Below are 26,183 nucleotides of genomic sequence, written 5' to 3'. Positions count from 1 at the left end.
TGTGAACAGGCTTTTCCACAGGCTCATCCACAACTGAAGAGAACCCCTCGGGGGCGTGGCGCAATTGGTAGCGCACCTGCTTTGCAAGCAGGGGGTTAGGGGTTCGAGTCCCCTCGCCTCCACCCCAGGACAGAGGCCCTTTTCCACACCGGAGAGGGGCCTCTTTCGTGCCCATGCAGCAGCCGACTGCAGCAGTGCGCCCGTCATTGGCCCTCACCGAACTGGCTGCCCCGGCTGCTTGGGCGCAGCGCGAGAAACGGTGTTCGGGGCCATCGATCCGCCTACTGCCCCCGCGAGGCAAACGGGCCGAGAGCCTTGTCGCGACGGGTGTCCCGGGTCACGATGAGAGTGTTCCTGGTGTGGACACCGGGATGCGAGGGAGGTGGGGATGATGGCGGCTGACCCTGTTCCCTCGAGGCCACCTGACGAGGGAGCAACCGAGACGCCCCCCGTGGGGGACGGGTCCCGGCCCGCGACTGGTGCCCCGCGGCTCACTCGAGCGAGTGCCGTCTGGGTGGCCACCGGAGCCGCGCTCGTACTCCTGATCCTGCTCATCACTTTCATGCTGCAGAACACGACGAAGGTCGAAGTCCACTTCCTCGGTTTGAGTGGCACCATCCCGCTGGGGATGGCGCTGTTGATCGCCGCCGTCGGTGGCGGGGTAGTGGTGGCGATCGCGGGGGTAGCCCGGATCACCCAGCTTCGCCTGAGCGCCCGCCGGACCAGTCGAGCGCGCCCGTCCTGATCGGCCACACGGGAAACCCGGGCCTCTTGCGTCGCGTCGGCGAAAGCCGCGCGAGCGGCTAGGGAGCGCGGTAGGGCTGGTCGCCGCGGACGCCCCGCCGCAGCCGGAGCTCGTCCCGGATCGACGGCGGCAGGGGCAGGTGGCGCGAGTCCAGGGCCGCGGCATACGCCTCGAGCGCGGACAGCAGCCGGACGCGGGCGGGCGACTCGATGGGGGCGCCCCCGTGGCGCGCCTCGCAGCGCTCGTCGGCCCAGGCCTGACGCGCCTGGTGCACCTCGTGCATGAGCAGCGCCAGCACCTCGTCTGTGGCCACCGACCGCCCCGGCCGGGGAGCGGTGGAGGTCACGGCACGAACCTGGTGCAAGCCACGGGACACCTTCTTCCGCCGGTCTCGACCGGCTCCGCGCCGCCGGGACCGGCCGCACCTCTGACGGTACGCCCCCCGGGCAAACCGCGCGGCCGCCTTGCGCGCACCGACCGGCCCGGGCCGCGGCCGAGGTCGGGCTCAGGACACCCCGGCGGTATGCCGGGCCGTCGCCGACTCGGGGTAGGCGTCGGTCTCGGTCGCCTTGGCCGAGAGCCACACGGCCTGCCCTGGCGCGAGCCCGAGCTCGGCGACCGCGCCGGGCGTGACGTCGACCAGCGCGGACGGGGTGCCCGCGACGCTGACCCGGACCCGGTCGGTGAGCAGCTCCAGGCTCTCGATGGTGCCGGCCCACACGTTGCGCACGCTGGCGTGCTCGGGCCGCACGGTGTGCACCGTGATCGCGGACGGGCGCAGCCCGACGAGGACCCGGTCCGAGCCCCGCGCCTCGGCGGTCGGCGTCACCGCGAGCACCCCACCGCCGTCGAGCGCGACGCTGCCGCGACCGGGGTCGAGCCGACCGGCATACAGGTTGAGGCCGACCAGGCGCGCGACGTACTCCGTCGCGGGGTGGCGCGCGACGGCGGCCGGGGTGCCCTGCTGGACCACCCGGCCGCCCTCGATGACCAGGAGCCGGTCGCACAGCACCATCGCCTCGAGCGGGTCGTGGGTCACCACGAGCACCGGGCCGGCGAAGAACTCCAGGTGCCGGCGCAGCAGGGTCCGCACGTCCAGCCGGGTGCCGGCGTCGAGGGCCGACAGCGGCTCGTCGAGCAGCAGCAGCCCGGGCTCGGCGGCCAGGGCCCGGGCCAGGGCGACGCGCTGCGCCTGCCCGCCGGACACCTGCGCGGGCCGCCGGTCGGCCAGCTCGGCCAGGTCGAGCCGCTCAAGCCAGCCGCGGGCGATCTCCCGGGAGCGGCGCCGGCCCAGACCGCGGGACCGCGGCGCGAAGGCCACGTTGTCCAGCACGCTCAGGTGCGGGAAGAGCCGGTAGCTCTGGAACACCAGCCCGACCGGCCGCTGCTCCGGCGGGACGAACACGCCCTCGCCGTCGAGCACCGTGCCACCGAGCCGGACCGTGCCGGAGGCCAGGCCGGTCAGCCCGGCGAGGGCTCGCAGCAGCGTCGACTTGCCGGCACCGTTGGGGCCCAGAACGCCGAGCACCTCCCCCGGCGCGACCGTCGCCGAGACGGCCAGCCGGAACTCCCCCCGCTCCACCACCCCGTCGACGGTGAGGACGCCGGAGGTTTCACGTGAATCCAGGTTCACGCCGCGCTCCCGGCCCGCAGCCACCGGTCGCGCAGCACGGCGAGGATGACGACGGAGACCACGAGCAGGACCAGCGACAGCGCGATCGCCGCCTCCGGGTCGCTCTCCAGCGCCAGGTAGACCGCCAGCGGCATCGTCTGCGTCCGCCCAGGAAAGCTGCCGGCGAAGGTGATCGTCGCGCCGAACTCCCCCAGCGCCCGCGCCCAGCACAGCACGGCCCCGGCGCCCAGCGACGGCGCGACCATCGGCAGCGTCACCCGCCGGAACACCCCCAGCCGCGAGGCGCCGAGCGTCGACGCCGCCTCCTCGTAGCCCCGGTCCGCCGCCCGGAACGCCCCCTCCACCGTGACGACGAGGAACGGCATCGCCACGAACGTCTCGGCCAGCACCACCCCGGCGGTGGTGAACGGCAGGGTGATCCCGGTCCACGCCTCCAGCAGCCGCCCGAGCACCCCCTGCCTCCCGAAGGCCAGGAGCAGCGCCACGCCCCCCACCACCGGCGGCAGGACCAGCGGCAGGGTGACCATGGCCCGCAGCAGCGTCATCCCGGGCGCCCGCACCCGCGCCAGCACCCACGCCAGCGGCACACCGAGCACCAGCGAGATGACGGTCGCCGTCGTCGCGCAGACCAGCGAGAGCCGCAACGCCTGTGCGACGTCGGCGTCGCTCAGCAGGCCGCCGAGGCTGCCCCAGGGGGCCCGCAGCAGCAGCCCGCCCAGGGGCACGAGCAGGAACGCCGCGCCCACCAGTGCCGGTATGCCGAGTGGCCAGGGCACGCTCGCGGGCCCGGCGACGTCGCGGTCACCGCCCCGGCGTGCCGCGGCCCGGCTCACGGCTTGGCGAACCCGTCGGCGGCGAGGACCTGCTGGCCGGCGCCGGAGAGCACGAACGCGGTGAACGCCTGAGCCGCAGCCTTGTTCGGCGCCTTGGTCAGCGTGGCGATCGGGTAAGACGTCGACGCGTTGACGTCGGCCGGGATCTCGATGCCCGTGACCTTGCTGCCGGCGGAACGCACGTCGGTCACGTAGACGACACCCGCATCGACCTCCCCCAGGCTGACCTTGGCCAGCACCGACTTCACGTCGACCTCCTGGGTCACCGGGGTGACCGTGATCCCGGCGTTGGTGAACACCTTGGCCGCCGTCACCCCGCACGGCACCTGGCTCTGGCACAGGGCCACCTTGACGGCCGCCCTGGCCAGGTCCTTCACGCCGGTGACGTGGGCCGGGTTCGTCGCCGGCACCGCGATCTCCATCTCGTTGGAGGCAAAGGGCTTCGGTGACGTGGCGCCGCCGGCCTGCACCACCTGGTCCATGTTCTTCGTGCTCGCCGAGGCGAACACGTCGGCCGGGGCGCCCTGGTTGACCTGCTGGGCCAGGCCGGAGCTCGGGCCGAAGCTGAAGACCACCCTGGTGCCGGGGTGCTGCTTCTCGAACTGCGCCCCCAGGGTGGTGAAGGCTTCCTTCAGCGAGGCCGCGGCCAGCACGGTGACCGTGCCGCTGATCGCGGACGAGGAGCCTTGCCCCGACATCGCGGCACCTGGGCCCGATCCCGACGAGCCGCATGCGGCGAGGGCGAGGACGGCTCCGGCGGCGAGGCTGGTCAGCACGGATGCACGGCGCGCGTTCACTGGGCCGGTACCTCCACGACGACGTTGGTGGACTTCACGGCGGCGATCGCCAGGACGCCGGGCTCCAGCCCGAGCTCGTCGGCGGCCTCCCTGCTCATCAGCGAGACGAAGCGGTGTGGGCCGGCCTGGATCTCGACCTGGGCCATCACCGTGTCGCGCAGCACCTTGGTGACCAGCCCCTGGAACCGGTTGCGCGCGGACTCCGAGACCACGGGCCGGGGCTGGGGCCGCTCGATGGCTGCGGCCAGCTCCTCGGCGAAGCGGGCGAGCACCGCGCCCTCGACGGTGCGTTTGCCCGAGGCGTCGGTGACCGTGTCGAGCCGGCCGGCCTCGGCCCAGCGCCGAACGGTGTCGTCGCTGACGCCGAGCAGCTCGGCGGCCTCGCGGATCCGGAAGGTCGGCATGACAGCAGCCTATCCGCAGATGCGGAAGGAACAAGGACAAAAGGCAGCAGATGCGGAGCCAGGACTGAGCGCTTGCCGCAGGTTCATCGGAACGCACCAACCCGGCATACCGGCTCTTGGCAGGTTCTCACCACGGACGGGGCACCCCCGTGGCGTAGCGTGATCGACGCAGCCCGCCCGCACGCCGGAGGACCCGAGTTGGCCGTCGATACCAGCAGCTCCCAGGCGATTGCCGACGCCCTCGACCGGGTGGGCTACCTCGCCGACGAGGGCCTGGCCACCGCGGCGTTCCTGGCGCTGCAGCTCGAGCGACCGCTCTTCTGCGAGGGTGAGCCCGGCGTGGGCAAGACCAGCCTCGCGCTGGCCCTGGCGCAGGAGCTCGGCGGGGAGCTGGTGCGCCTGCAGTGCTACGAGGGCATCGACTCCACCCAGGCCCTCTACGACTGGGACTTCCCCCGCCAGCTGCTGCACCTGCGCGCTGCCGAGGCCAGCGGCATCACCGACCCCGCCGCGACCGAGGCCTCGCTCTACGACCGGCGCTTCCTGCTGGCCCGGCCGGTGCTGCGGGCGCTGGAGACCTCCACCGCCGAGCACCGCAGCGTCCTGCTCGTCGACGAGATCGACCGGGCCGACGACGAGTTCGAGGCGTTCCTGCTGGAGGTGCTCAGCGACTTCGCGGTCACCATCCCCGAGCTCGGCACGGTCCGGGCGCAGGTGCCGCCGGTCGTCATCATCACCAGCAACCGCACCCGCGACGTGCACGACGCGCTCAAGCGCCGCTGCCTCTACCACTGGATGGACCACCCGGGCCGGGAGCGCGAGATCGCCATCCTGCGCCGGCGCGTGCCGGGGCTGTCCGAGTCCCTCGCCGCCCAGGTCGCCGACGCGGTGGCCCGGTTGCGTGGGCTCGGCCTGCTGAAGCCGCCCGGCGTCGCCGAGTCCCTGGACTGGGCCCGGTGCCTGCAGGCGCTCGGGGCCGTCGACCTGACCCCCGAGCTGGCCACCGCCTCGCTCGGCGCCGTCGCCAAGTACCGCGAGGACCTCGAGGCGATCACCGCCCACGGCGTCGCCGACCTCGTCGCGCGGTGACCCCGGTGGCCACCGTCCCGCTCGAGGAGGTCATGGTCGGCTTCGGCCAGGCGCTGCGCCGTGCCGGCGTGGCCGCCCACCCCGACCGGGTCCGCTCCTTCCTCGAGGCGCTCACCCGGCTCGATGCGCTGTCCCGCCAGGACGTCTACTGGGCCGGACGGCTGACGTGCTGCTCGCGGGCCGAGGACATCGCCGTCTACGACCGTGTCTTCAAGGGGTACTTCCGCCCCGGCGACGCGGCCCCGCAGGCCCGGGCGCGGGTCGACGTCGAGCGCGCCGTCGGCATCGAGGACCCGGGAGCCGGCGACGGCGACGGCGAGGACGCGGCCGTGACGAGCACCGCCAGTGCCCGGGAGGTGCTGCGGCACAAGGACGTCGCCCGCCTCGAGGAGCACGAGCGTGCCGCCGTGCACCGCCTCGTGGCCGCGATCTCCCCGGACGGCCCGCACCGGGTCTCCCGCCGCACCGCCCCGGCCCGACGAGGTCAGCTGGACCGGCGCGGCACCACTGCGGCCATGCTCCGCGCCGGCGGGGAGCCGGCCCGGCTGCGACACCGCCGGCGCACGGTCACACCGCGCCGGGTCGTCCTCGTGCTCGACGTGTCGGGCTCGATGAAGGCCTACGCCGACGCGTTCCTGCGTTTCGGCCATGCCCTGGCCCGCACCCGCCCGCGCACCGAGGTCCTCACCGTCGGCACCCGGCTGACCCGGGTCACCAGCGCCCTGCGCCAGCCGACCGTCGACGCCGCGCTGGCCGCGTTCGCCGTGACGGTCCCCGACTGGTCCGGTGGCACCCGGCTCGGTGACAACCTGCGCCAGCTGCTGACCACGTGGGGGCAGCGGGGCCTCCTGCGCGGCGCCGTCGTCGTCATCGCCTCCGACGGATGGGAGCGTGGCGACACCACCGAGCTGCGCGCGCAGATGGAGCGGCTGCACCGGCTGGCCCACCGGGTCATCTGGGTCAACCCGCACAAGGGCAAGGAGGGCTACGCCCCCGCCACCGCCGGGATGCAGGCGGCGCTGCCGTCGGTCGACGACTTCCTCGCCGGGCACAGCGTCGCCACGCTCGAGCAGCTCGCCCGGGTCATCGCCGCCGACCACAGCCGGCGCCGGGAGCCCAGCCATGCGTGACCTCGTCCCCGAGCTGCGCGCGTGGGTCGCCGACGGACGGCCGTTCGCCCTGGCCACGGTCACCCGCACCTGGCAGTCCTCCCCGCGCCCCGCGGGCGCGGCCATGGCGGTCAACGCCGACGGCGCGGTGGTCGGCAGCATCTCCGGCGGCTGCGTCGAAGGCGCCGTGTACGACGTGGCGCAGCGGGTGCTCGCCGACGGCACGGCCCGCGGGGCGCACTACGGGATCAGCGGCGCCGACGCGTTCTCCGTCGGGCTGACCTGTGGTGGCGAGCTCGACGTCACCGTGGTTCGTGTCAACCCGCCCACCGACCCGGGCTTCGCCGCGGTGCTCGACGCGATCGAGGCCGGCACCCCGGTGGCCGTCGCGACGGTCGTGGCGGCGGGCGAGCAGGGCCCTGCGGTGGGCGACCGTCGGATCGTGTTCACGGACATGGCGATCGGCACGCTGGGCACCGACCGGCTCGACGACGCCGTCACCGACGACGCCCGGGGCCTGCTGCGCGCCGGGCACAGCGAGGTCCTCCACTACGGCCCGGACGGGCAGCGCCGGCCGGACGAGCTCGAGGTGTTCGTGGCGGCGTTCGCTCCGCGACCGCGGATGATCGTCTTCGGCGCGATCGACTTCGCCCGCGCCGTGGCGCGCACCGGCGGCTTCCTCGGCCACCACGTCACCGTGTGCGACGCCCGGCCCGTGTTCGCCACGCCCGCGCGCTTCCCCGAGGCGGACGAGGTCGTCGTCCGCTGGCCGCACGCCTTCCTGCAGCAGGAGGTCGACGCCGGCCGCGTCGAGGAGAGCACCGTGCTGACGGTGCTCACCCACGACCCCAAGTTCGACGTCCCGCTGCTCGAGGTCGCCCTGCGCAGCCCGGCCGGCTACGTCGGCGCCATGGGCTCCCGGCGCACCCACGCGGCCCGGCTGGCCGAGCTGCGCGAGCGCGGCGTGACCGAGGCCGAGCTGGCCCGGCTCTCCGGCCCGATCGGCCTCGACCTGGGCGCCCGCACCCCCGAGGAGACGGCGGTCTCGATCGCCGCCGAGATCATTGCCGCCCGGTGGGGTGGCACCGGTCGCCGGCTCAGCGACCTCGACGGCCGGATCCACCGCGACCCGGCGCCGGTGCCGGCCCTCACCGCGCCGTGAAGGTCGCCGGCGTGGTGCTCGCCGCGGGCGCCGGGGTCCGACTGGGCCGGCCGAAGGCGCAGGTGGTGCTCGACGGGCGCCGCCTGGTCGACCTCGCGGTGGAGGCCTGTGCCCGGGCCGGGCTCGACCCGGTCGTCGTGGTGACCGGGGCGGCTGCGGTCGAGCCGGAGCCACCGGCCGGGACCGACCAGCAGGACCGCCCCGAGGTCGTGGTCGCGCACAACCCCGAGTGGGAGACCGGCCAGGCGTCCTCGCTGCGCGCCGGCCTGGCCGTGGTCGCGGCGCACCCCGACGTCGACGCCCTCGTGGTCACCCTGGTCGACACCCCCGGCGTGGGGGCCGCGCACCTGCGCCGGGTGGTCGCGGCCCTGGCCGACGGCGCGACCGCCGCCGTCGCGGCATACCGGGGGCAGCAGCGGACCCCGGTGGGACTGGTGCGCGAGGTGTGGGCGGAGGTGGCCGACGCGGTGCGCGGCGACGAGGGGGCCCGGGCGTGGCTGCGCGAGCACCAGGGGCTGGTGGTGCCGGTGGAATGCGGCGACCTCGGGCCGTGGCGGGACATCGACACACCGGCGGACCTCTCCGGCTGAGTCCCGTTGCGCAAGAAGGGGCTGCTGCGAGCCGGGGGATCCCGGGCCGCAGCAGCCCCAACGTGTGCACCGTGACGGTGCGCGCCGGTCAGACGGAGTCCGGCACCGCCTTGGCCAGGGCGGCCAGCGCCGCCGGGAAGCACTGCTCCGGCGGGGTGACCAGGCCGGCGCCGACCTGCCCGGTGCCGGCAACTGCCCCGGCCATGCCGGTGTTGATCTGCGGCAGGATCCCGGTGCGCACGACCTTCGTGACGTCGATGCCGCTCGGGGTGCCGCGGAACTCCAGGATCGGCACCTGGAACGAGGGGTGCTCCTCGAGGGTGATCTCGTACATCGAGCGGGTCGCCCGCAGCGCGAGCGGCACGTCGCCGCCGACGAAGCGCACGATTGCCGGGGCCGCCGCCATGGCGAAGCCGCCGATGCCTGCGGTCTCGGTGATCGCCGAGTCGCCGATGTCGGGGTTGGCGTCCTCGGGACCGTAGGAGCCCAGGAACAGGCCCTCCGGGGTGTTGGCCGGCCCGGTGAACCACTCGTCGCCGGTGCCGGAGACCTGGATGCCGAAGTCGGTGCCGTTGCGCGCCATCGTCACGACCATGGTCGAGCCGGGCACGTCCCGCGCCGCGTCGGTCGCCAGCTTGCATGCCGGCATGTCGAGGTTGAGGAAGAAGTGGTCGTTGGCGCCCATGAACCGCACCGCCTCGGCGATGTCGGAGGAGGGGGCGTCGACGGTGATCAGCGACGGGAGGATGTCGCGCAGGAACATCAGCGTCCCGGCCCGGTTGCGGTTGTGGCCCTCGTCGCCCATCTGCAGCATCTGGGCGATGACCGCCTTGATGTCCACCGGTCCGTGGGCGCGAACGGCCTTCTGCAGCAACGGTCCCAGCACGTTGGCCATCCACTGCAGCCGCTCGATCACCTCCGGGCCGTAGGCGCCATAGCGCAGCACCTTGCCCAGTCCCTCGTTGAGGGAGCACCAGGCGCGGCCGCCGTGCACCGGGTCGCGCAGCTCGAACATCCACATCGACGGGGACACCACCCCGGCCATCGGGCCGACCGCGTGGTGGTGGTGGCAGGGGTCGAGGGTGACCTCGCCGGAGGCCAGGTGCTTCTCGGCCTCCTCGGGGCTGTCGGCCAGGCCCTCGAAGAGCATGCCGCCGATGAGCGCGCCCCTCATCGGCCCGGACGCGCGGTCCCAGGTGATCGGCGGCCCGGCGTGGAAGAAGACGCCCTTCTCCATGCCGAGAGCCTCGCTGGCCGGACGCACGTCGACCAGCTCGGCGCCGGCCGCCATGAGCCGGGAGACGGCGGTGCGGTTGGCCTCCTCGCGGCGCGGGTCGGCCATGACCCGGGCCAGGTCGGCCTCGGTGCCGTCCATCGGGGGGCGCCAGTCGACCTCGGTGACCTGGGCGGCCTGGGCGCGCAGCGCGTCGGCGAACAGCCCGACGCCGGCGGTCACGATGGAGGGCTCGGTGGACAGCAGGCCGTGCAGGGGCGTGGTGGTGTCGGTCATCGAAACTCCTTCTCAGGCCTGGGCGTCGGCGAGCAGGGACAGGGCGTGGCGCGTGGCCTGGGCGTTGGACAGGAACACCGACGCGCCGGCGGCCTGCAGCGTCTTCGCACAGGCGCTCAGGCCCTGCGGGTCGGACTCGACGCCGGTCAGGGAGACCACGACCGGGAGCGAGCGGCCCCCGTCGGCGGCGGCCTTGCGGGCGCCCTCGACGGCCTCGGCCAGCTCCCCGGCGGGGTCGCTGTGCGAGCCGAAGCCCAGGACGAGGTCGAGCAGCAGCACCCCGCAGGTCGGGTCGGCGCCCTCGGCGGCGATCCGCTCCAGCCGCAGTGACGGGTCGATCATCGGGTGCGCCCGGCCCTGGGTCAGGCCGTCGTCGCCGAAGTCGATGACCAGGTGGGAGTCGCTGCGCAGGTCCGGCCCCAGGGCCAGCTCGGGCGACAGCGGGATGTTGGACCGGATCGGGCCGAGGGCCCCGGCGGCGACGAGCATCGCCTCGTCGGCCAGGGTGCCGCCGCAGAACAGCCCGCGCAGCGCACCGGGCACCGGCGACTCCTGCGTTGGGGCCGGCCAGCTCGGCCACTGCGGTATGCCGTGCCCCTCGCCCTCCAGTGCGGCCTCCACGGCCGAGGTCAGGTCGGGGCGGCCGGCGCCCAGGGTGGCCCAGTGGACCGGCTTGCCCAGCGACGCGGCATACGCCTGCACGTCCTCGAGCACCTCGGCGGCCGGAGGCTTGGACACGACGATGACCGACTCGGTGGCGGGGTCGGCAGCCAGGGCGGCGAGGGCCTGCCTGGTGGAGCGTCCCCGCACCGCCGAGGACAGGTCGCGCCCGCCCACGCCGAGGCAGTGGCTCATGCCGACACCGGCGGCGTCGAGCAGGCACATGACCTGCTGGGCGCCGGTGCCGGAGGCCGCGACGAGGCCGACCGAGCCGGCGCGGGCGGCGTTGGCGAAGCCCAGGGCCACGCCGCCGACGACCGCGGTGCCGCAGTCGGGGCCCATGACCAGCACGTCGGCCTCGAGGGCGGCGTCCTTGAGCGCGACCTCCTCCTGCACGCCGACGTTGTCGGAGAACAGCACGACCGACATCCCGGAGCGGACGGCGTCCATGGCGTCGACGAAGGCGTTGCGGCCGGGGACCGAGATCAGGGCCAGGTTGGCGCCGGTGATGGCGGCCGCTGACCCGAGGGTGCGCGGCGGCGGGGCGTCACCGAACCCGCCGGCATGGGCGCCGGCGGCCTTCAGGCCGGCCAGGGCGGCGTCCAGGGCGGAGCGGCCGGCGTCGAGCGCCGCCTCGTCGTCGCCGCGGATGGCCACGAGCATGTCGTTGGGGCCGACCGGCTCGCCGAGCGTGAAGCCCATGCCAGCCAGGAGATCGGTGTTGAGCTCGGTGGCCATGGCCACGAGCGCCGCGCTGACGCCCGGGGCCGCACCGACGGCCCGGGAGACCTGCATCAGGCTCACCGAGTCGTAGTAGGCGCCGCGGCGCACCTCGACAAGATCGGTCACGGGAGGTCCCTTCCAGCGGGTTGTGGTGCGGGTTCGGGTGCCGCGGGTGGCGGCACGGCATGGGGCAGCAGGGCGAGGACGCGCAGGCAGCCGGACAGTCCGGCGGCGAGGTCGCGTCCGGAGGAGTGGCCGATGGCCAGCACCTCCTCGAGGGCGGTCGCCGTCGCGGCCTCGTCGCCGCGCAGCGCGGCGGTGACGAGCGCGGCGACCTGCGGCACGGCATACCCGCCGGCGGCCGCGTCGAGCAGTGACGCGGACAGGCTGGTGGTGGCGTGCCGACGGGCGGCGGTGGCAGCGGACGCGCGCCGTAGCCCGCTCAGCGAGCCGACGCCGTGGAGCACGAGCAGGACCGCGCACAGCGCGTCGTCACCGCTCGGGGTCAGCCCACGCCCCGACCCGACGAGGCCGTCGACCACGGACGTGGCGGTCGCCGCGTCGCCGCGCAGGACCGCACGCAAGGCGAACCCGGCCCGGTCGGCGAGGTCCGCGTCGAGGTCGTGCGGCGCCAGGACGGCCGCTGCAGCCAGGAGCTGGTGCCCGGGGACCCGGTGGGTGAGCGGGCGCACCTGCGCCGGGCGCCACTGCCGGACGACGCGGATCTCCCACCCGGCCAGCCGCAGCACCCCCCGGCCCAGGGTGACGGTGTCGCCCGCGGCCAGGCCCCAGACGAGGTCGTCGGCCGGCAGCGGCAGGCGCAGCGAGGTCGGCAGCATGAGCGCGTCGCCGGCGACGACGGGGAGCACCTCGTGGTGGTCGCCGGCGAGGAGGTAGACCGCGGTGGGGAAGGCCGCCAGGACGGTGGCCACGCGCTCCGGGCCGGCGAGCAGGCCCCAGGTGAGGGGTGAGGCGGCGCCGAGCATCGAAGGCGGCGGAGCCTGAGGCGTCACGGAGGAGTTCCTGTCCTGTCGGGACCGGCGGGGCGTCCGGGCCCCCGCGCCACCATGGGGTCGTGGGTGCCCTCCGGCGACGCTAACGCCGCGGGTACAGTCCCGATCATGGGCAATGTTGCCAAGGATTCGGGCGTTGTTGACCGGGAGTTGCCAGCGCACGGCGGCGTCGGGGTGCCCGGGGCCGGGCTGAGTCTGGGCACCGTCCTGGAGCTGGAGTGCCTGCGCGGCGCTCGCGTGCTGGCCGGTCATGCCGGCCTCGACCGGCTGGTCAGCCGCCTCAACGTCATGGAGGTGCCGGACATCCTGCCCTGGGTCAGGCCCCAGGAGCTGTTGCTCACCACCGGCTACCCGCTGCGAGGGGTGCCGCACAGCCTGCCCGTGCTCGTCAGCGAGCTCGCCGCGCGCGGCCTGGCCGGTATCGCGGTCAAGCTCGGCCGCTACCTGTCCGAGCTGCCGACGGCGATGCTGGAGGAGGCCGACCGGCTCGGCCTGCCGGTCATCGCCCTGCCCGACGACGTCGGGTTCGACGACATCATCAACCAGGTGCTCACCGAGGTGCTCAACCGGCAGGCGGCGATGCTCGCCCGGGCCGAGGACGCGCACCGGGCGCTGGTGCAGATCGTGCTCACCGGCGGTGGCCTGGACCGGCTGTGTGAGGAGCTCGCCGGGATCCTCGGCGGCGCGGTCATGGTGACCACCGCCGACGGCCGGGTGCGGGCCAGCGCGGGCGCCACCCCCGAGGACCTCACCCGCGCCCTCGCGCTGAACTGCTTCGACCCGACCGGCCGGTTCCTCGTCGAGGGCGAGCCGGTGGGGGCGCGGGCGACCGGTGGGGACCGGGCCCGGCGGGCGGTGGTGCGGATCGTGGCCGGCGCGCTCGACCACGGCCGCCTCGTGGCGTTCAACGCGACCCGCGAGCTCACCGCCGACGACGTGCACACCCTCGAGCGGGCGGCCACCGTCGCGGCGCTGGCCATCACCAAGGCCCAGGCGGTCTCGGCGGTCGAGAGCAAGTACCAGGCCGACTTCCTGCGCGACGCCCTCGCCGGGCGCGCCGGCACCGCCGAGCGGGTCACCGCCCACGCCGACTCCCTCGGCTGGGACATCGGCCGGCGGATGGTGGTCGTCGTGGCCGAGACCGACCCGCACGCCACGCCGCGCGGCCTGAGCCGCGACGAGGTGCGCTCGCTGCAGGACCGGTTCGCCACCGCCTGGCACCAGGTGGTCCGGGTGCGCGACGAGCGGGCGCCGGTGGTCGGCTTCAGCCAGGAGGTCGTCAGCGTGCTCGGCGTCCCCGACGAGGCCGACACCGAGTCGATCACCCGGATGGTGCGCGAGATGGTCCGCGTCGTCAGCGGTGACGGCGGCGGCGGGCGGCGGTCCTTCTCCACCGGCATCTCCCGGCCGATCGACTCGGCCGACCAGCTGCCGCAGGCCTACGAGCAGGCGTGCAAGGCGGTCAGCGTGGGTCGGCAGATGAGCGGCCCCTCCGCACTGACGCACTTCGACGGCCTCGGCATCTTCCGCCTGCTGTCCCTGGTGCCCGACACCGCCGAGCTGCGCAGCTTCGTCAGCGAGGCGCTCGGGGAGCTGGTCACCAACGACACCCCGGAGAACGCCGATCTGCGCACCACCCTGTCGGTGCTGCTGGACACCAACCTCAACGTCGCCGAGACGGCGCGCATCCTGCACTTCCACTACAACACGCTGCGCTACCGCATCGTGAAGCTCGAGCGGATGCTCGGCCCGTTCACCAGTGACCCGAACCTGCGCCTGACCCTGTCGCTGGCGCTGCAGGTCGTCCAGATGCGTGGGATCTGAGTCGATTCGTCCCCTCGGGCCACAACTGTGACCAACCGACACGCCGTGTGACTGTCAACAAATCACCAAGCGGCGCCCCCACGCTGGGCCTAGCGTTCACGCATCGCGTCGCCCGGCGTGATCCGTGCCACGCCCTGTGGCGCACACAAGGAGGACCTGATGGCGTTGGGTTGGAAACTGCACGGTGACGGACGGATCATGGGTCCGACCGACGTCGTGGCGCCCGATGAGCGGCTCTCGTGGGGGAAGACCGTAGGACTCGGAGCTCAGCACGTGGTCGCGATGTTCGGCGCCACGTTCGTCTTCCCGCTGATCATGGGGCTGAACCCGCAGCTCGCGATCCTGATGAGCGGCATCGCGACGATCTGCTTCCTGCTGATCGTCAACGGCAAGGTGCCGAGCTACCTCGGCACCAGCGCCTCCTTCGTCGGCGGCGTCGTGGCCATCGGCCTGCAGATCAAGGCCAGCAACCCCAAGGCCAACCCGGCGGTCATCGCCCCGAGTGTCACGGGAGCCATCCTCGTGGCCGGCGCGGTGCTGGCGCTGGTCGGCGTGGCGATCCACTTCCTGGGCTCCGCCGTGGTGCACAAGGTGCTCCCGCCCGTTGTCACCGGCGCCGTGGTCATGCTGATCGGGTTCAACCTCGCCCCGGTCGTGGCGAGCATCTACTGGCCGCAGGACCAGTGGATCGCCCTCATCGTCATGGTCGCCGTCATCGCCATGAGCGTGGGCCTGCGCGGGTTCATCGGCCGCATCTCCATCTTCCTGGGCCTGATCCTCGGCTACGTCCTGTCGTGGCTCTTCGACCGGGGCTTCGGCCAGATCACCTCCTACAACGCCGCAGCCGGCAAGGTCGACACGCACTGGCGGGTCAACTGGGACGGCGTCAAGAGCGCCCCGTGGTTCGGCTTCCCGCCGCACACGGACGCGGCCACCGGTGTCGTCGGCTGGCACCTGCCGAGCTTCAACATCGCCTTCATCCTCCTGGTGCTCCCGGCCGTGATCGCCCTCATCGCGGAGAACACCGGCCACGTCAAGGCGGTCGCCGAGATGACCGGCCACGACCTCGACCCGGTGATGGGCCGAGCGATCGCCGCGGACGGCATCGGCACGGTCATCGCGACCTCCATCGGTGGCTCCCCGACCACGACCTATGCCGAGAACATCGGCGTCATGGCGGCCACCCGCGTGTACTCCACGGCGGCCTACTTCGTCGCCGCGGCCGTGGCCATCCTGTTCGGCTTCTCGCCCAAGTTCGGCGCGATGGTCTCGGCCACCCCGGGTGGGGTGCTCGGCGGCATCACCGTCGTGCTCTACGGCATGATCGGCCTGCTCGGCGCGAAGATCTGGAAGGAGAACAACGTCGACTTCGGCAACCCGCTCAACCTGGTGCCCATCGCCGCCGGAATCATCATCGGCATCGGCAACACGAGCCTGGTGTTCACCAAGTCGTTCACTCTCTCCGGCATCGCGCTCGGCACGATCGTCACCATCGGCGCCTACCACCTGGCCCGGGCACTGGCCACGCCGGACCTGCGCGCCCGCGCCGACGGGGCGGTCATCGCCGTCGGCAACGTCGCCGTGGAGAACACCCCCGGCGGAGAGGAGTCCGCGCCGCTCTACCGCGACGAGGACGTCGCGCCCACGGAGCACCACAAGCCCTGACCCCAGCACCACCCCACGTGGGCCACGCCGATCTTCGGGATCGGGGTGGCCCACGTGCCATTCGGGGGCAGGATTGACGGCAGAAGTTGCCAACATCACTCGCCCCCAGCAGTGATCCCGTCCCATATCCACGTCCCACCACGCAAGGCAGGATCGTCACGGTGAAGCCCTCCCCCTTCGTCCACCACGCGCCTCGCAGCGTCGCCGAGGCGGTCGCGGTCCTGGCCGAGGTCGGGCACGACGGCAAGGTCCTCGCCGGCGGCCAGAGCCTCATCCCGATCCTCAACATGCGCCTCGCCGCGCCGGGCCACCTCGTCGACATCAACCGGGTCGACGGGCTGGACACCGTCGAGGTCACCGACGACGCGGTGCGGATCGGCGCCCTGGTCCGCCACGCCCAGCTCGAGCGGCACGACGGCGCCTTCGCCGCCAACCCCCTGCTGCGCCAGGCCCTGCGCAACGTGGCCCACCCCGCGATCCGCAACCGCGGCACCACCACCGGCTCGATCGCGCACGCCGACCCCTCCGGCGAGATGCCGGCGGTCCTCGCCCTGACCCAGGGGTATGTCGAGGCGGCCAGTGCCGCAGGCACCCGGAAGATCGCGGCCGCGGACTTCTTCCTCGGCCCGCTGGAGTCCTGCCTCACCGAGGGCGAGATGGCCACCGGGGTCAGCTTCGCTCGCTTCTCCCCCGGCACCGGCACCGCGTTCGCCGAGAGCGCCCGGCGCCACGGCGACTACGCCCTCGCCGGGGTCGCCGCGGCGGTCACTGTCTCCGACGGCGTGGTCAGCGCGGTGCGCGCGTCGTTCGTTTCGGTGACGCCGACCCCGGACGTCCTCGACCTGACCGAGGCTTTCGCCGGGCGCGAGGTCCCCGACGTCGACTGGGCCAAGGCCGCCGAGCTGGCCCGCGACCACGTCGACCCCGACGGCGACATCCACGCCACCGCCGACTACCGCCGCATGCTCGCCGGCGTCCTGACCACCCGCGTCCTCACCGAGGCCGCGGCCACCGCTCTCGAAGGCCAGCCCCGATGACCGACACCACCACGACCGCCGAGCAGCAGCTCGAGATCACGCTGCGCGTCAACGGCGTCGCCCGCACCGCGACCGCCCCGGCGCGGCGCCTGCTCTCGGACTTCCTGCGCCACGACCTGCGCCTCACCGGCACGCACGTCGGCTGCGAGCACGGCGTCTGCGGCGCCTGCACCGTCCTCGTCGACGGCCAGCCGATGCGCTCCTGCCTCATGTTCGCCGTCACCGCCCAGGACCACGAGATCACCACCGTCGAGGGCCTGGCCCCCGACGCGGAGCAGATGAGCCCGGTGCAGCAGGCGTTCACCGAGTGCCACGGCCTGCAGTGCGGCTTCTGCACCCCGGGCTTCCTGACGACCATCACGGCATACCTGCAGGAGAACCCGGACCCGACCGAGGCCGAGGCGCGCGAGTGCATCTCGGGCAACCTCTGCCGCTGCACCGGCTACCAGAACATCGTGAAGTCGGTGCTGCGCGCGGCCGAGATCACCCACGAGCGGGAGGCGGGCGCATGACCACGAAGATGTTCGGCGCCCCCGTCCACCGCACGGAGGACCCGCGGCTGGTCACCGGCAACGGCCGCTACCTCGACGACCTCGGCCACGACGCGCTCGCCGCGGCGTTCGTGCGCAGCCCCTACGCGCATGCCCGGATCACCGACATCGACGTCTCCGAGGCGATCGACGTCGAGGGCGTCGTCGCGATCTACACCTACGAGGACCTCGACGGCAAGACCGCCGAGCGCCTGCCGCTGCTCATCCCGCACCCCACGCTGACCAACCCGATGACCGGCTACGCGCTGGCCCCGGAGCTGGTCAACCACGTCGGTGAGCCGGTGGCCATGGTCGTGGCGACCGACCGCTACGTCGCCGAGGACGCCTGCGAGCGCATCCGGGTGGAGTACGAGCAGCTGCCCGTCGTCGTCGGCATCGAGGCGGCCCGCTCCGGCGAGGCGCTGGTGCACGAGGAGGCGCCGGGCAACGTCGCCGCGCACATGGTGCAGGAGGTCGGCGACACCGCGGCCGCGATCGAGGCAGCCCCGCACCGGCTCACGCTCTCGCTGGAGATCGAGCGCAGCGCCTGCATGCCGATGGAGGGCAAGGGCGTCTACGCCCGCTGGGACAGCGACGAGCAGAGCCTGCGCATCTACTCCTCCACCCAGACGTCCACGGGCGTGCGGGCCGCGGTCGCGGCCAAGCTCGGTATGCCGCTGGCCAAGGTCGAGTGCATCGCCCCCGACGTGGGCGGCGGCTTCGGGGTCAAGATCATGCACCCCTGGCCCGAGGAGGTTTTGGTCCCGTGGGCGGCCCGGCGCCTCGACGCCGACGTGAAGTGGGTCGAGGACCGGCGTGAGCACTTCATCTCCTCGGCGCACGAGCGCGGACAGCTCCAGGACGTCGAGGTCGGCTTCGACGACGAGGGTCGGGTGCTCGGCCTGTCGGTGAAGCTGTGGCACGACAACGGGGCCTACACGCCCTACGGGATCATCGTCCCGATCATCACCTCCACCCAGCTGCTGGGCCCCTACAAGCCGGGCGCGTACCGGTGCGAGTTCTGGTCGCTGTTCACCAACACGGTGATCGTCACGCCCTATCGTGGCGCCGGCCGCCCGCAGGGCGTCTACGCGATGGAACGCACCATGGACGCCATCGCCGACTACCTGGGCCGGGACCGCGCCGACGTGCGCAGCGCCAACTTCATCCAGCCCGAGGAGATGCCCTACGACCACGGGCTGCTGTTCCAGGACGGCCGGCCGCTGATGTACGACTCCGGCGACTTCCCCGCCAGCCTGGCCAAGCTCAAGGAGCTGGTGGGCTGGGACGACTTCGCGGCATACCGGGCGGAGGCCCAGGCGGCCGGCCGGCGCGTCGGGCTGGGCATCGGCTGCTACGTCGAGGGCACCGGCGTCGGGCCCTACGAGGGCGGACACATCCAGATCGAGACCACCGGCCGGGTCAACGTTTCCACCGGCCTGACCAGCCAGGGGCAGGGCCACCAGACGGTGTTCGCCCAGATCGTCGCCGAGGAGCTCGGCGTGCGGATGGAGGACGTGCACGTCACCACCGGTGACACCCGCCGGTTCCAGTACGCCGTGGGCACGTTCGCCTCCCGGGCGGCGGTCATGAGCGGCAACGCGATCGCGCTGGCCGCGCGCAACGTGCGGGAGAAGGCGCTGCGGATCGCCGGCGAGGCCCTCGAGGCCGACCCCGGCGACCTCGAGATCGTCGACGGCATCGTGCGGGTCAAGGGTGACCCGGAGGCACAGGTCGCGCTGTCCACCATCGCGGTGCTGTCCAACCCGCTGCGCTACGCTTTCGACGAGTCCGCCAAGGCGGCCACGCAGTTCGCCGGCACGCCCGACATGGACAAGCCGCCGGTGGCCGACGACGACGAGCCGGGCCTGGAGGGCAAGGACTTCTACTCCCCGCCGCGGGCGACGTTCGCCAACGGCATGCACGCCGCCATCGTCGAGACCGACCCGGAGACCGCCGAGATCCGGATCCTGCGCTACTGCGTCATCCACGACTGCGGGCGGATGATCAACCCGATGATCGTCGAGGGGCAGGTGCACGGCGGCGTCGCGCAGGGCGTCGGCGGTGCGCTGTACGAGCGGATGGCCTACGACGAGGCCGGGCAGCTGCTCAACGCCTCGTTCATGGACTTCCTCATGCCCTACGCCTCCGAGGTGCCCCACGTCGAGACCGACCACCTCGAGACGCCGAGCCCGCTGAACCCGTTGGGGATCAAGGGCGCCGGCGAGGCCGGGTGCATCCCGGTCAGCGCGGTCATTGCCAGCGCGATCGAGGACGCCGAAGGCTTCCCGATCACCGCCATGCCGATCTCCCCCACCGAGCTGTGGGACCTGCGCCACCGTCACGCCGCGGGCGAGCTGCCCGGCCTGCGCCGCGGGTCCCGCACCACCACGACCGCCCCCACGGCCTGAGAGAACCAGGAACCCCGCCGATGAAGATCTCCGGATCCGCCACGCTGAACGCCCCCGTCGACCAGGTCTGGGCCGCGTTCAACGACCCCGCCGTGCTCGCCCGCACGCTGCCGGGCTGCCAGCAGCTGCGCGAGGTGGGCCCCGACGCCTACAAGATGACGATCACCGCCGGCGTGGCCTCCATCAAGGGCACCTACGAGGGCGACGTGGCCCTGACCGAGCAGAACCCGCCCGGCTCGTTCGTGCTCAAGGCCTCGGGAGTGGGTGGTCCCGGCACGGTCAGCGCCGACGTCAAGGTGCTGCTCGAGCAGTCCGCCACCGGCGGCACCGCGTTGACCTACGACGCCGACGCGGTCGTGGGCGGGGCCATCGGCGGCGTCGGGCAGCGGATGCTCACCGGGGTGGCCAAGAAGATGGCCGGCCAGTTCTTCATGGCCGTCGACGAGGACATCGCCGGGGTCCGGGTGATGGTGCCGGTGCCCGCCGGGGCGGCCCCGGAGGCCGCTGTGGCTGCCGCACCGGGTGCGCCCGCCGCACCGGCCGGCGCCGTGTATGCCGCGCCGGCACCTGCCCGGGCCGGGTTCCAGGGCAGGGAGTTCCTCGTCGGCACCGTGGTCGGTGCCGCGATCGCCCTCGCCGGCGTGGCCGTCGGCATCGTCGCCGGGAGGCACTGACATGCGCGCGTTCACCGCTGCCGCCGTCCAGATCGCGCCCGTGGCCGGGCCGCTGTCGCCCGACGCGGTCAAGGCCAACGTCGAGAAGTGCGTCGACTGGCTGACCCGCTGCGTCGAGGCGACCGGCGCCGAGCTCGTCGTGCTGCCCGAGTCGGCGACCACCGGCTTCACCCCGGACTGCACGCCCGAGGAGCTGTGGGACCTCGTCTCCGAGCTGCCGGGGCCGGTCATCGAGCCGATCCAGGCGGCAACCGCCCGCCTCGGCGTGCACGTCTGCGTCGGCACCTACGAGCGCGGTGAGGAGCGGGGGGTCGTCTACAACTCCAGCGCCCTCATCGGCCCCGACGGCTCGCTGCTCGGCGTCTACCGCAAGACGCACCCGTTCTGCACCGAGATCCGCTCGCGCGGCGGCTGGGTCACCCCCGGTGACACGGTCACCGTCGTCGACACCGAGCTCGGCCGGATCGGCATGATCATCTGCTTCGACGGCGACTACCCCGAGCTCACCCGCATCCAGGCGGTGCAGGGCGCCGAGGTCATCTGCCGCCCGTCCGCCCTGCTGCGCAGCGCCGACGTGTGGGAGCTGACCAGCCGGGCCCGGGCCTACGACAACCACGTCTACGTCATCGGCGCCAACGCCACCGGGACCGACCCGGCCGGGGTGCTGTACTTCGGCAACAGCCACATCGTCACGCCGATCGCCCACATCGCCGCCAAGGCCGCCACGCACGAGTCCTGGGTGACCGCCCGGCTCGACCCGAACGAGGCGCTGCGCTCGCTGACCCCCGGCTCCAGCGTCGGCCAGGGCTTCGACCACCTCGCGGACCGCAACCTGGACCTGATCCGCAACTACCGCGAGGACCTCGAGCGGCCCGCCGCGTCGAGCTTCCCCCACCTCCAGGTCTGAGACACCCCCAGCTTTCTCGACCGAACACGCCTCAGCCCGCGTTTCGAGCCCGAACCGGGGTCGAAACGCGGGCTGTCCGGTGTCCGGATGGGGTCGCGGGCGGAAGGTGAGGCGCGCTGCGGGAGGCGACGACACGGCATACCCGAGGTGTGCATGAAGATCTGCCAAGGGTCTTGGCAGGTTCTGACAGGGACGCGGGGTGGCGGCGCGAGTTGAATCGAGGGCACCGCCGGCTCGTCCGGCGCTCCGGCCAGACTCCCACCTCTCCCGCCCGAGGAACGCCATGACGCAGACCCCACGTCGCATCCGCATCGGCATCGACACCGGCGGCACGTTCACCGACGTCGTCGCCTTCGACGAGGACTCCGGCGCGCTGATCACGACCAAGACGCCCTCGACCCCGGCCAACCCGGCCGACGGCTTCATCACCGGCGTGCACAAGGTCCTCGACCTGCTCGGCGCGACCGGCGCGGACGTCACCGCCGTCTGCCACGGCACCACGGTGGCCACCAACCAGCTGCTCGAGGGCAAGGTCGAGCAGCTCGGCTTCATCACCTCCGCGGGCTATGAGTTCATCCTCGAGATCGCCCGCCAGGCGGTGCCGGACGGCTACGGCAACTCCTACTTCTGGGTCAAGCCGCCGCGGATCGTGCCGGCCGACCTGGTCAAGACCGTCGAGGGCCGCTTCGACTTCGAGGGCAATGAGGTCCGCCCGTTCGACGAGGAGGGCGCGGCGCAGGTGGCCCGCTGGTTCCGCGACCAGGGCATCACCACGATCGGGGTCTGCTTCCTGCACGCCTACGCCAACCCCGAGCACGAGCTGCGGATGCGGGAGATCCTGCAGCGAGAGCACCCCGAAGCGGTCATCTCGATCTCCAGCGACGTGCTGCGGGAGTACCGCGAGTACGAGCGCTCGATGACCACGCTGGTCGACGCCGCGGTCAAGCCGAAGGTGTCCCGCTACGTCTCCAACATCAAGACCCGCCTGGACGACTTCACCGGCGCCGCCTCGGCCGACCGTGACTCGATCCCCTTCTACATCATGAAGTCCAACGGTGGTGTCCTGTCCGCCGACGAGGTCGTGCACCAGCCGATCACCACGGTGCTCTCCGGGCCGGCCGCCGGCGCGCTCGGCGCCGCGCTGATCTCCGGCAAGGCCGGCTTCGACAAGGTCCTCACGTGCGACGGGGGCGGCACCTCCACCGACGTGTCCGTGGTCCTCGGCGGCGAGCCGACCCTGACCACCGAGGGCACGGTCGGGGCCTACCCGTCCAAGATCCCGATGATCGACGTCGTCACCGTCGGCGCGGGCGGCGGCTCGATCGCGTGGATCTCCCCCGAGGGCACGCTCAAGGTCGGTCCTCGCTCCGCGGGCGCCGACCCGGGGCCGCTCTGCTACGCCAAGGGCGGCACCGAGCCGACCATCACCGACGCCCACGTCATGCTCGGCCGGATCCCGGCCCACCTGCTCGGCGGCGAGATCCCGCTGGACGCCGCCGCCGCCAAGGCCGGGATCGAGGCCCTCGCCGCGCGGCTCGGCCTGACCCCCGACGAGTGCGCCGCCGGCATCCTCGAGATCTCCGCGTGGAACCAGGCCAACGCCCTGCGCCAGATCTCGGTCAAGCGCGGCCTGGACGTGCGCGACTTCATGCTCGCGACCTTCGGCGGCTCCGGTTCGCTGCTGGCCTGCCGCCTCGTCGACATCCTCGACCTCGCCGGCGTGGTCGTCCCGCAGAACCCGGGCAACGTCTCGGCGTTCGGCCTGCTCACCGTCGACGTCAAGAACGACTACGTGCAGACCGCCGTCGCCAAGCACACCCAGCTCGACCTCGCCGGCGTCGAGAAGACCTTCGCCGAGCTGACCGAGCGCGCCGCCGAGGCCCTGGACGCCGAGGGCTTCGCCCGCGCCGACCACCGCTACGTGCGCACCGTCGACCTGCGCTACTTCGGCCAGGCCTTCGAGGTGCGGGTCAACGCCCCCGAGGGCGCGGTGGACACCGGCTTCGCCGAGACGGTGGCGACCGCCTTCCACGACGCCCACAAGGGCCTGTACGGCTACGACTTCCGCGACGACGCGCGTCAGCAGGTCGAGTGGGTCAACCTGCGCGTCACCGGCATCGGGCCGATCACCCGGCCCGAGCTGGCCGAGATCGAGGGCGCCGCCGACTCCGTCGAGCGGGCCCGCACCGGCACCCGCCCGGTCTGCTTCGACCCCGCCGACGGCTACGTCGACGCCGGCATCTACTGGCGCGCCGACCTGCGCAGCGGCGACGAGATCGCCGGGCCGGTCATCGTCGAGGAGTTCGGCTCGACCGTGCCCGTCCACCCCGGCTTCACCGTCCGCGTCGACGCGTACGGCAACCTCGTGATCACCAAGGAGAGCGCGAAGTGACCGCTGTGACCGACACCCCGGCCCTCAACGTCGACCCGATCGTCCTGGAGATCGTCGAGGGCACCCTGGCCAGCGTCGAGATGGAGGTGGAGACCGCTATCGCGCGCACCTCCCGCTCGCCGATGATCCGCGACGCGCACGACTTCCGCGCCGGCATCCACGACCGGCGGCTGCGCAAGCTGACCGGCCGCTCGTACAGCGCCCTGGTCCACCCGGTGGCCCGCGACTACCCGCTGGAGACCATGCGCGAGGGCGACGTGTTCTTCCACAACGACGTCTACGAGTCCGAGGGCGGCATCGGCCACCTGCCGGACCTGTGCGTCACCGTGCCGGTCTTCCACCAGGGCGAGGTCGTCGCCTTCGTCCAGGCCTTCGGCCACCACGACGACATCGGCGGCGCCTGCCCCGGCTCGATGCCCTCGGGCGCGACCAGCGTCTACGAGGAGGGGCTGATGGTGCCCCCGATCCGGCTGTGGGACGCGGGCGTGCCCAACGAGGCGGCGCTGAAGATCATGACGCGCAACAGCCGTATGCCGGAGTCCCTCGCCGCCGATCTCGACGCCGAGTGCAGCGCCTGCCTCATGGGCGCCGCGCGCCTGTCGGACCTGTTCAACCGCTACGGCCGCGAGACCGTCGAGGCGGCCTTCGACGCCATCCTCGACAAGACCACCGAGACCTACCGCCGCGAGATCCTGTCCAAGATCCCCGACGGCGAGTACGTCTGGGAGGACTACGCCGAGCACGACGGGGTCGACGAGCCGAGGCTGCACACCCAGCGGATCACGCTGACCAAGACCAGCACCGGCGGCCCCGGCAACGGCCCGAAGATCGTCATCGACTTCACCGGCACCGCTCCGCAGGCCAAGGGCCCGATCAACCACTGCGGGGACTACGCCGACGGGAACTTCCTCAAGAAGTGGCTCGCGCCGATCCTGCGCAACCTCGCCGACACCCCCGAGCGGATGGCCGAGCTCGACGTCAACGAGGGCATCGTGCCGCTCATCGAGATGAAGTTCCCGGAGAAGGGCACGCTGCTCACGCCGATCTTCCCGGCGCCGACCAACGCCCGGACCTTCGTCATCCTGCGCCTGCTCGGCGTGCTCGCCGGCGTCATCGCCAAGGCCGTCGACGGCAAGATGCCGGCCGACCAGGAGACGATCCGCTACACCGGCGTCTACGGCCACGACCGCGACGGCAACGACTACCTCATGCGCGAGGTGCTCGGCGGCGGCTCCGGCGGCCGCTACTACGCCGACGGCGAGGACACCATCCACGTCGTGCCCGACTCGCGGAACCTGCCGACCGAGTTCACCGAGAGCCGCTTCCCGTTCCTCGTCGAGCGCCTCGGCCTGGCCGTGGACTCCGGCGGCGCGGGCCGCTATCGCGGTGGCCTGGGCTACGAGAAGCAGATTCGGATGCTCAAGGACGCCAACTTCATGTCCATCGCCGACCGCTCGATCCTGGCCTGCTGGGGCGTCAAGGGCGGCAAGGCCGGCAAGCCGTTCCAGGTGACGATCGACCCGGGCGGCCCGCACGAGCGGGAGGTCGACGCGCTGGCCGACCACGAGCCGGTCAAGGCCGGCGAGGTCATCCGGATCCGCACCACCGGAGGTGGCGGCTGGGGCGACCCGCTGGAGCGCCCGTACGACGAGGTGCAGCGCGACCTGAGGTGGGGCAAGGTCTCCTTCGAGGGTGCCCGCACCGACTACGGCGTCGTGGCCACGGGCACCAAGGACGAGCCAGTCATCGACACCGCGGCGTCCGACGCCCTGCGTGCCGAGCGCCGCGCCGTCCGCGGTGAGCAGCCGTTCTTCGACCGCGGGCCCGGCTACGCCACGCTGGCCGCCGGCGCCAGCGCCGCGGACGTCGACTGGCTCTGACCGCAGCAGACCGACAGGAGACCGACATCGTGACCGGACCGCTCGACGACACCACCGTCATCGACCTCACCCGCGCCCTCGCCGGCCCGCACGCCGGGATGATGCTGGGCGACCTCGGTGCCCGGGTCATCAAGGTGGAGACGCCCGGCGGCGGGGACGACACCCGCGGCTGGGGCCCGCCCTTCGTCGGGCCCGAGGACGACCCGATCTCGACCTACTTCCTGTCCTGCAACCGCAACAAGGAGTCGATCACCCTCGACCTCAAGAGCGAGGACGGGGTGGCGACGCTGACCCGGCTGGTCACCCACGCCGACGTGCTGCTGGAGAACTTCCGGCCCGGCGTGCTCGACCGGCTCGGCTTCAGCGTCGAGCGGCTGCACGAGCTCAACCCGCGCCTGGTCATCCTGTCGATCAGCGGCTTCGGCCACGACGGTCCCGAGGGTGGCCGGGCGGGGTACGACCAGATCGCGCAGGGCGAGGCCGGCCTGATGTCCCTGACCGGCCCCGACCCCGACCACCCGACCCGCGTGGGGGTGCCGATCGGCGACCTGCTCGCCGGGATGTACGGCGCGTACGGCGTGGTCGCCGCCCTGCA

23 protein-coding genes and 1 tRNA gene are annotated in these 26,183 nt (G+C 73.0%); 16 read left to right on the top strand and 8 right to left on the bottom strand.

Going from position 1 to position 26,183, the window contains the following annotated elements; translation table 11 throughout:
- The first annotated feature begins 49 nt into the window (after positions 1 to 49).
- Together VF825_RS02770 and VF825_RS02765 are read left to right on the top strand one after the other, a co-directional pair.
- Positions 50 to 122 (top strand) — tRNA-Ala (locus tag VF825_RS02770).
- A 392-nt stretch (positions 123 to 514) separates the two neighbouring features.
- Entirely contained in the window at positions 515 to 745 is a 231-nt protein-coding gene (locus VF825_RS02765) for a lipopolysaccharide assembly protein LapA domain-containing protein (RefSeq protein ID WP_331109903.1), read from the top strand.
- 58 nt (positions 746 to 803) lie between these two features.
- Here VF825_RS02765 and VF825_RS02760 read toward each other — a convergent pair whose 3' ends face one another.
- From VF825_RS02760 to VF825_RS02740, 5 genes are all read right to left on the bottom strand, one after another.
- Positions 804 to 1,091 (bottom strand): hypothetical protein, encoded by a 288-nt coding sequence (locus VF825_RS02760; protein ID WP_331109901.1) that lies wholly within the window; start codon positions 1,089 to 1,091, stop codon positions 804 to 806.
- A 159-nt stretch (positions 1,092 to 1,250) separates the two neighbouring features.
- A complete protein-coding gene (locus tag VF825_RS02755) occupies positions 1,251 to 2,378 on the bottom strand; it encodes an ABC transporter ATP-binding protein (RefSeq protein ID WP_331109899.1) in 1,128 nt (375 codons plus the stop codon).
- Positions 2,375 to 3,211 carry an ABC transporter permease gene (locus VF825_RS02750; RefSeq protein ID WP_331109897.1) on the bottom strand — a complete coding sequence of 279 codons (837 nt, stop codon included), beginning with the start codon at positions 3,209 to 3,211 and terminating at the stop codon, positions 2,375 to 2,377. The genes VF825_RS02755 and VF825_RS02750 overlap by 4 nt, the downstream gene beginning before the upstream one ends.
- Positions 3,208 to 3,909, bottom strand: a complete 702-nt coding sequence (gene modA, locus VF825_RS02745; protein WP_331109895.1) for a molybdate ABC transporter substrate-binding protein — start codon at positions 3,907 to 3,909, stop codon at positions 3,208 to 3,210. The genes VF825_RS02750 and modA overlap by 4 nt, the downstream gene beginning before the upstream one ends.
- 95 nt (positions 3,910 to 4,004) lie before the next feature.
- Complete coding sequence (locus VF825_RS02740) at positions 4,005 to 4,412, bottom strand: TOBE domain-containing protein (RefSeq protein WP_331109893.1); 408 nt, start codon at positions 4,410 to 4,412, stop codon at positions 4,005 to 4,007.
- A gap of 198 nt (positions 4,413 to 4,610) precedes the next feature.
- Between VF825_RS02740 and VF825_RS02735 the strand changes: the two genes are divergently transcribed.
- The 4 genes from VF825_RS02735 to VF825_RS02720 are packed head-to-tail and all read left to right on the top strand — an operon-like array spanning position 4,611 to position 8,362.
- The gene (locus VF825_RS02735) at positions 4,611 to 5,501 is read left to right on the top strand and encodes a MoxR family ATPase (RefSeq protein WP_331109891.1); all 891 of its coding nucleotides are present in this window, start codon (positions 4,611 to 4,613) and stop codon (positions 5,499 to 5,501) included.
- Positions 5,502 to 5,506: 5 nt separating this feature from the next.
- On the top strand, positions 5,507 to 6,631 hold the full coding sequence (locus VF825_RS02730) for a vWA domain-containing protein (RefSeq protein ID WP_331109889.1): 1,125 nt from the start codon (positions 5,507 to 5,509) through the stop codon (positions 6,629 to 6,631).
- Positions 6,624 to 7,772, top strand: coding sequence for an XdhC family protein (locus tag VF825_RS02725; RefSeq protein WP_331109887.1), 1,149 nt, complete (start codon positions 6,624 to 6,626; stop codon positions 7,770 to 7,772). Before VF825_RS02730 ends, VF825_RS02725 begins: the two co-directional genes overlap by 8 nt.
- Positions 7,773 to 7,783: 11 nt before the next feature.
- The gene (locus tag VF825_RS02720) at positions 7,784 to 8,362 is read left to right on the top strand and encodes a nucleotidyltransferase family protein (protein ID WP_331109885.1); all 579 of its coding nucleotides are present in this window, start codon (positions 7,784 to 7,786) and stop codon (positions 8,360 to 8,362) included.
- Between the two features lie 88 nt (positions 8,363 to 8,450).
- On the opposite strand, the gene VF825_RS02715 is transcribed toward VF825_RS02720, so the two are convergent.
- Genes VF825_RS02715 through VF825_RS02705 form a run of 3 tightly spaced genes read right to left on the bottom strand, consistent with a single transcriptional unit; the run spans position 8,451 to position 12,268 of the window.
- Positions 8,451 to 9,872, bottom strand: a complete 1,422-nt coding sequence (locus VF825_RS02715; RefSeq protein ID WP_331109883.1) for a DUF1116 domain-containing protein — start codon at positions 9,870 to 9,872, stop codon at positions 8,451 to 8,453.
- Positions 9,873 to 9,884: 12 nt separating this feature from the next.
- Positions 9,885 to 11,381, bottom strand: a complete 1,497-nt coding sequence (locus VF825_RS02710; RefSeq protein WP_331109880.1) for an FdrA family protein — start codon at positions 11,379 to 11,381, stop codon at positions 9,885 to 9,887.
- Positions 11,378 to 12,268, bottom strand: coding sequence for a DUF2877 domain-containing protein (locus VF825_RS02705; RefSeq protein ID WP_331109878.1), 891 nt, complete (start codon positions 12,266 to 12,268; stop codon positions 11,378 to 11,380). The genes VF825_RS02710 and VF825_RS02705 overlap by 4 nt, the downstream gene beginning before the upstream one ends.
- A 108-nt stretch (positions 12,269 to 12,376) precedes the next feature.
- Between VF825_RS02705 and VF825_RS02700 the strand changes: the two genes are divergently transcribed.
- From VF825_RS02700 to VF825_RS02655, 10 genes are all read left to right on the top strand, one after another.
- The gene (locus VF825_RS02700) at positions 12,377 to 14,092 is read left to right on the top strand and encodes a PucR family transcriptional regulator (RefSeq protein ID WP_331109876.1); all 1,716 of its coding nucleotides are present in this window, start codon (positions 12,377 to 12,379) and stop codon (positions 14,090 to 14,092) included.
- A 198-nt stretch (positions 14,093 to 14,290) separates the two neighbouring features.
- Positions 14,291 to 15,757 carry a uracil-xanthine permease family protein gene (locus VF825_RS02695; protein ID WP_331109874.1) on the top strand — a complete coding sequence of 489 codons (1,467 nt, stop codon included), beginning with the start codon at positions 14,291 to 14,293 and terminating at the stop codon, positions 15,755 to 15,757.
- A 161-nt stretch (positions 15,758 to 15,918) separates the two neighbouring features.
- Entirely contained in the window at positions 15,919 to 16,794 is an 876-nt protein-coding gene (locus VF825_RS02690) for a xanthine dehydrogenase family protein subunit M (protein ID WP_331109872.1), read from the top strand.
- Positions 16,791 to 17,306, top strand: coding sequence for a (2Fe-2S)-binding protein (locus VF825_RS02685; RefSeq protein ID WP_331109870.1), 516 nt, complete (start codon positions 16,791 to 16,793; stop codon positions 17,304 to 17,306). The genes VF825_RS02690 and VF825_RS02685 overlap by 4 nt, the downstream gene beginning before the upstream one ends.
- The gene (cutA, locus tag VF825_RS02680) at positions 17,303 to 19,735 is read left to right on the top strand and encodes an aerobic carbon-monoxide dehydrogenase large subunit (RefSeq protein ID WP_331109868.1); all 2,433 of its coding nucleotides are present in this window, start codon (positions 17,303 to 17,305) and stop codon (positions 19,733 to 19,735) included. The genes VF825_RS02685 and cutA overlap by 4 nt, the downstream gene beginning before the upstream one ends.
- A 20-nt stretch (positions 19,736 to 19,755) precedes the next feature.
- Complete coding sequence (locus VF825_RS02675) at positions 19,756 to 20,409, top strand: carbon monoxide dehydrogenase subunit G (protein WP_331109866.1); 654 nt, start codon at positions 19,756 to 19,758, stop codon at positions 20,407 to 20,409.
- A gap of 1 nt (position 20,410) precedes the next feature.
- Complete coding sequence (locus tag VF825_RS02670; RefSeq protein ID WP_331109864.1) at positions 20,411 to 21,316, top strand: carbon-nitrogen hydrolase family protein; 906 nt, start codon at positions 20,411 to 20,413, stop codon at positions 21,314 to 21,316.
- Positions 21,317 to 21,599: 283 nt separating this feature from the next.
- Positions 21,600 to 23,708, top strand: coding sequence for a hydantoinase/oxoprolinase family protein (locus tag VF825_RS02665; RefSeq protein ID WP_331109862.1), 2,109 nt, complete (start codon positions 21,600 to 21,602; stop codon positions 23,706 to 23,708).
- Entirely contained in the window at positions 23,705 to 25,588 is a 1,884-nt protein-coding gene (locus tag VF825_RS02660) for a hydantoinase B/oxoprolinase family protein (protein ID WP_331109860.1), read from the top strand. The genes VF825_RS02665 and VF825_RS02660 overlap by 4 nt, the downstream gene beginning before the upstream one ends.
- 29 nt (positions 25,589 to 25,617) lie before the next feature.
- Positions 25,618 to 26,183: CaiB/BaiF CoA-transferase family protein (locus tag VF825_RS02655; RefSeq protein ID WP_331109858.1), on the top strand; the 566-nt coding region annotated here is incomplete at its 3' end.

The organism is Oryzihumus sp. (assembly GCF_036391795.1).
Lineage (GTDB): Bacteria > Actinomycetota > Actinomycetes > Actinomycetales > Dermatophilaceae > Oryzihumus.
Note: the sequence above shows the minus strand (reverse complement) of the source record. Positions and strands in the feature narration are given on the sequence as shown.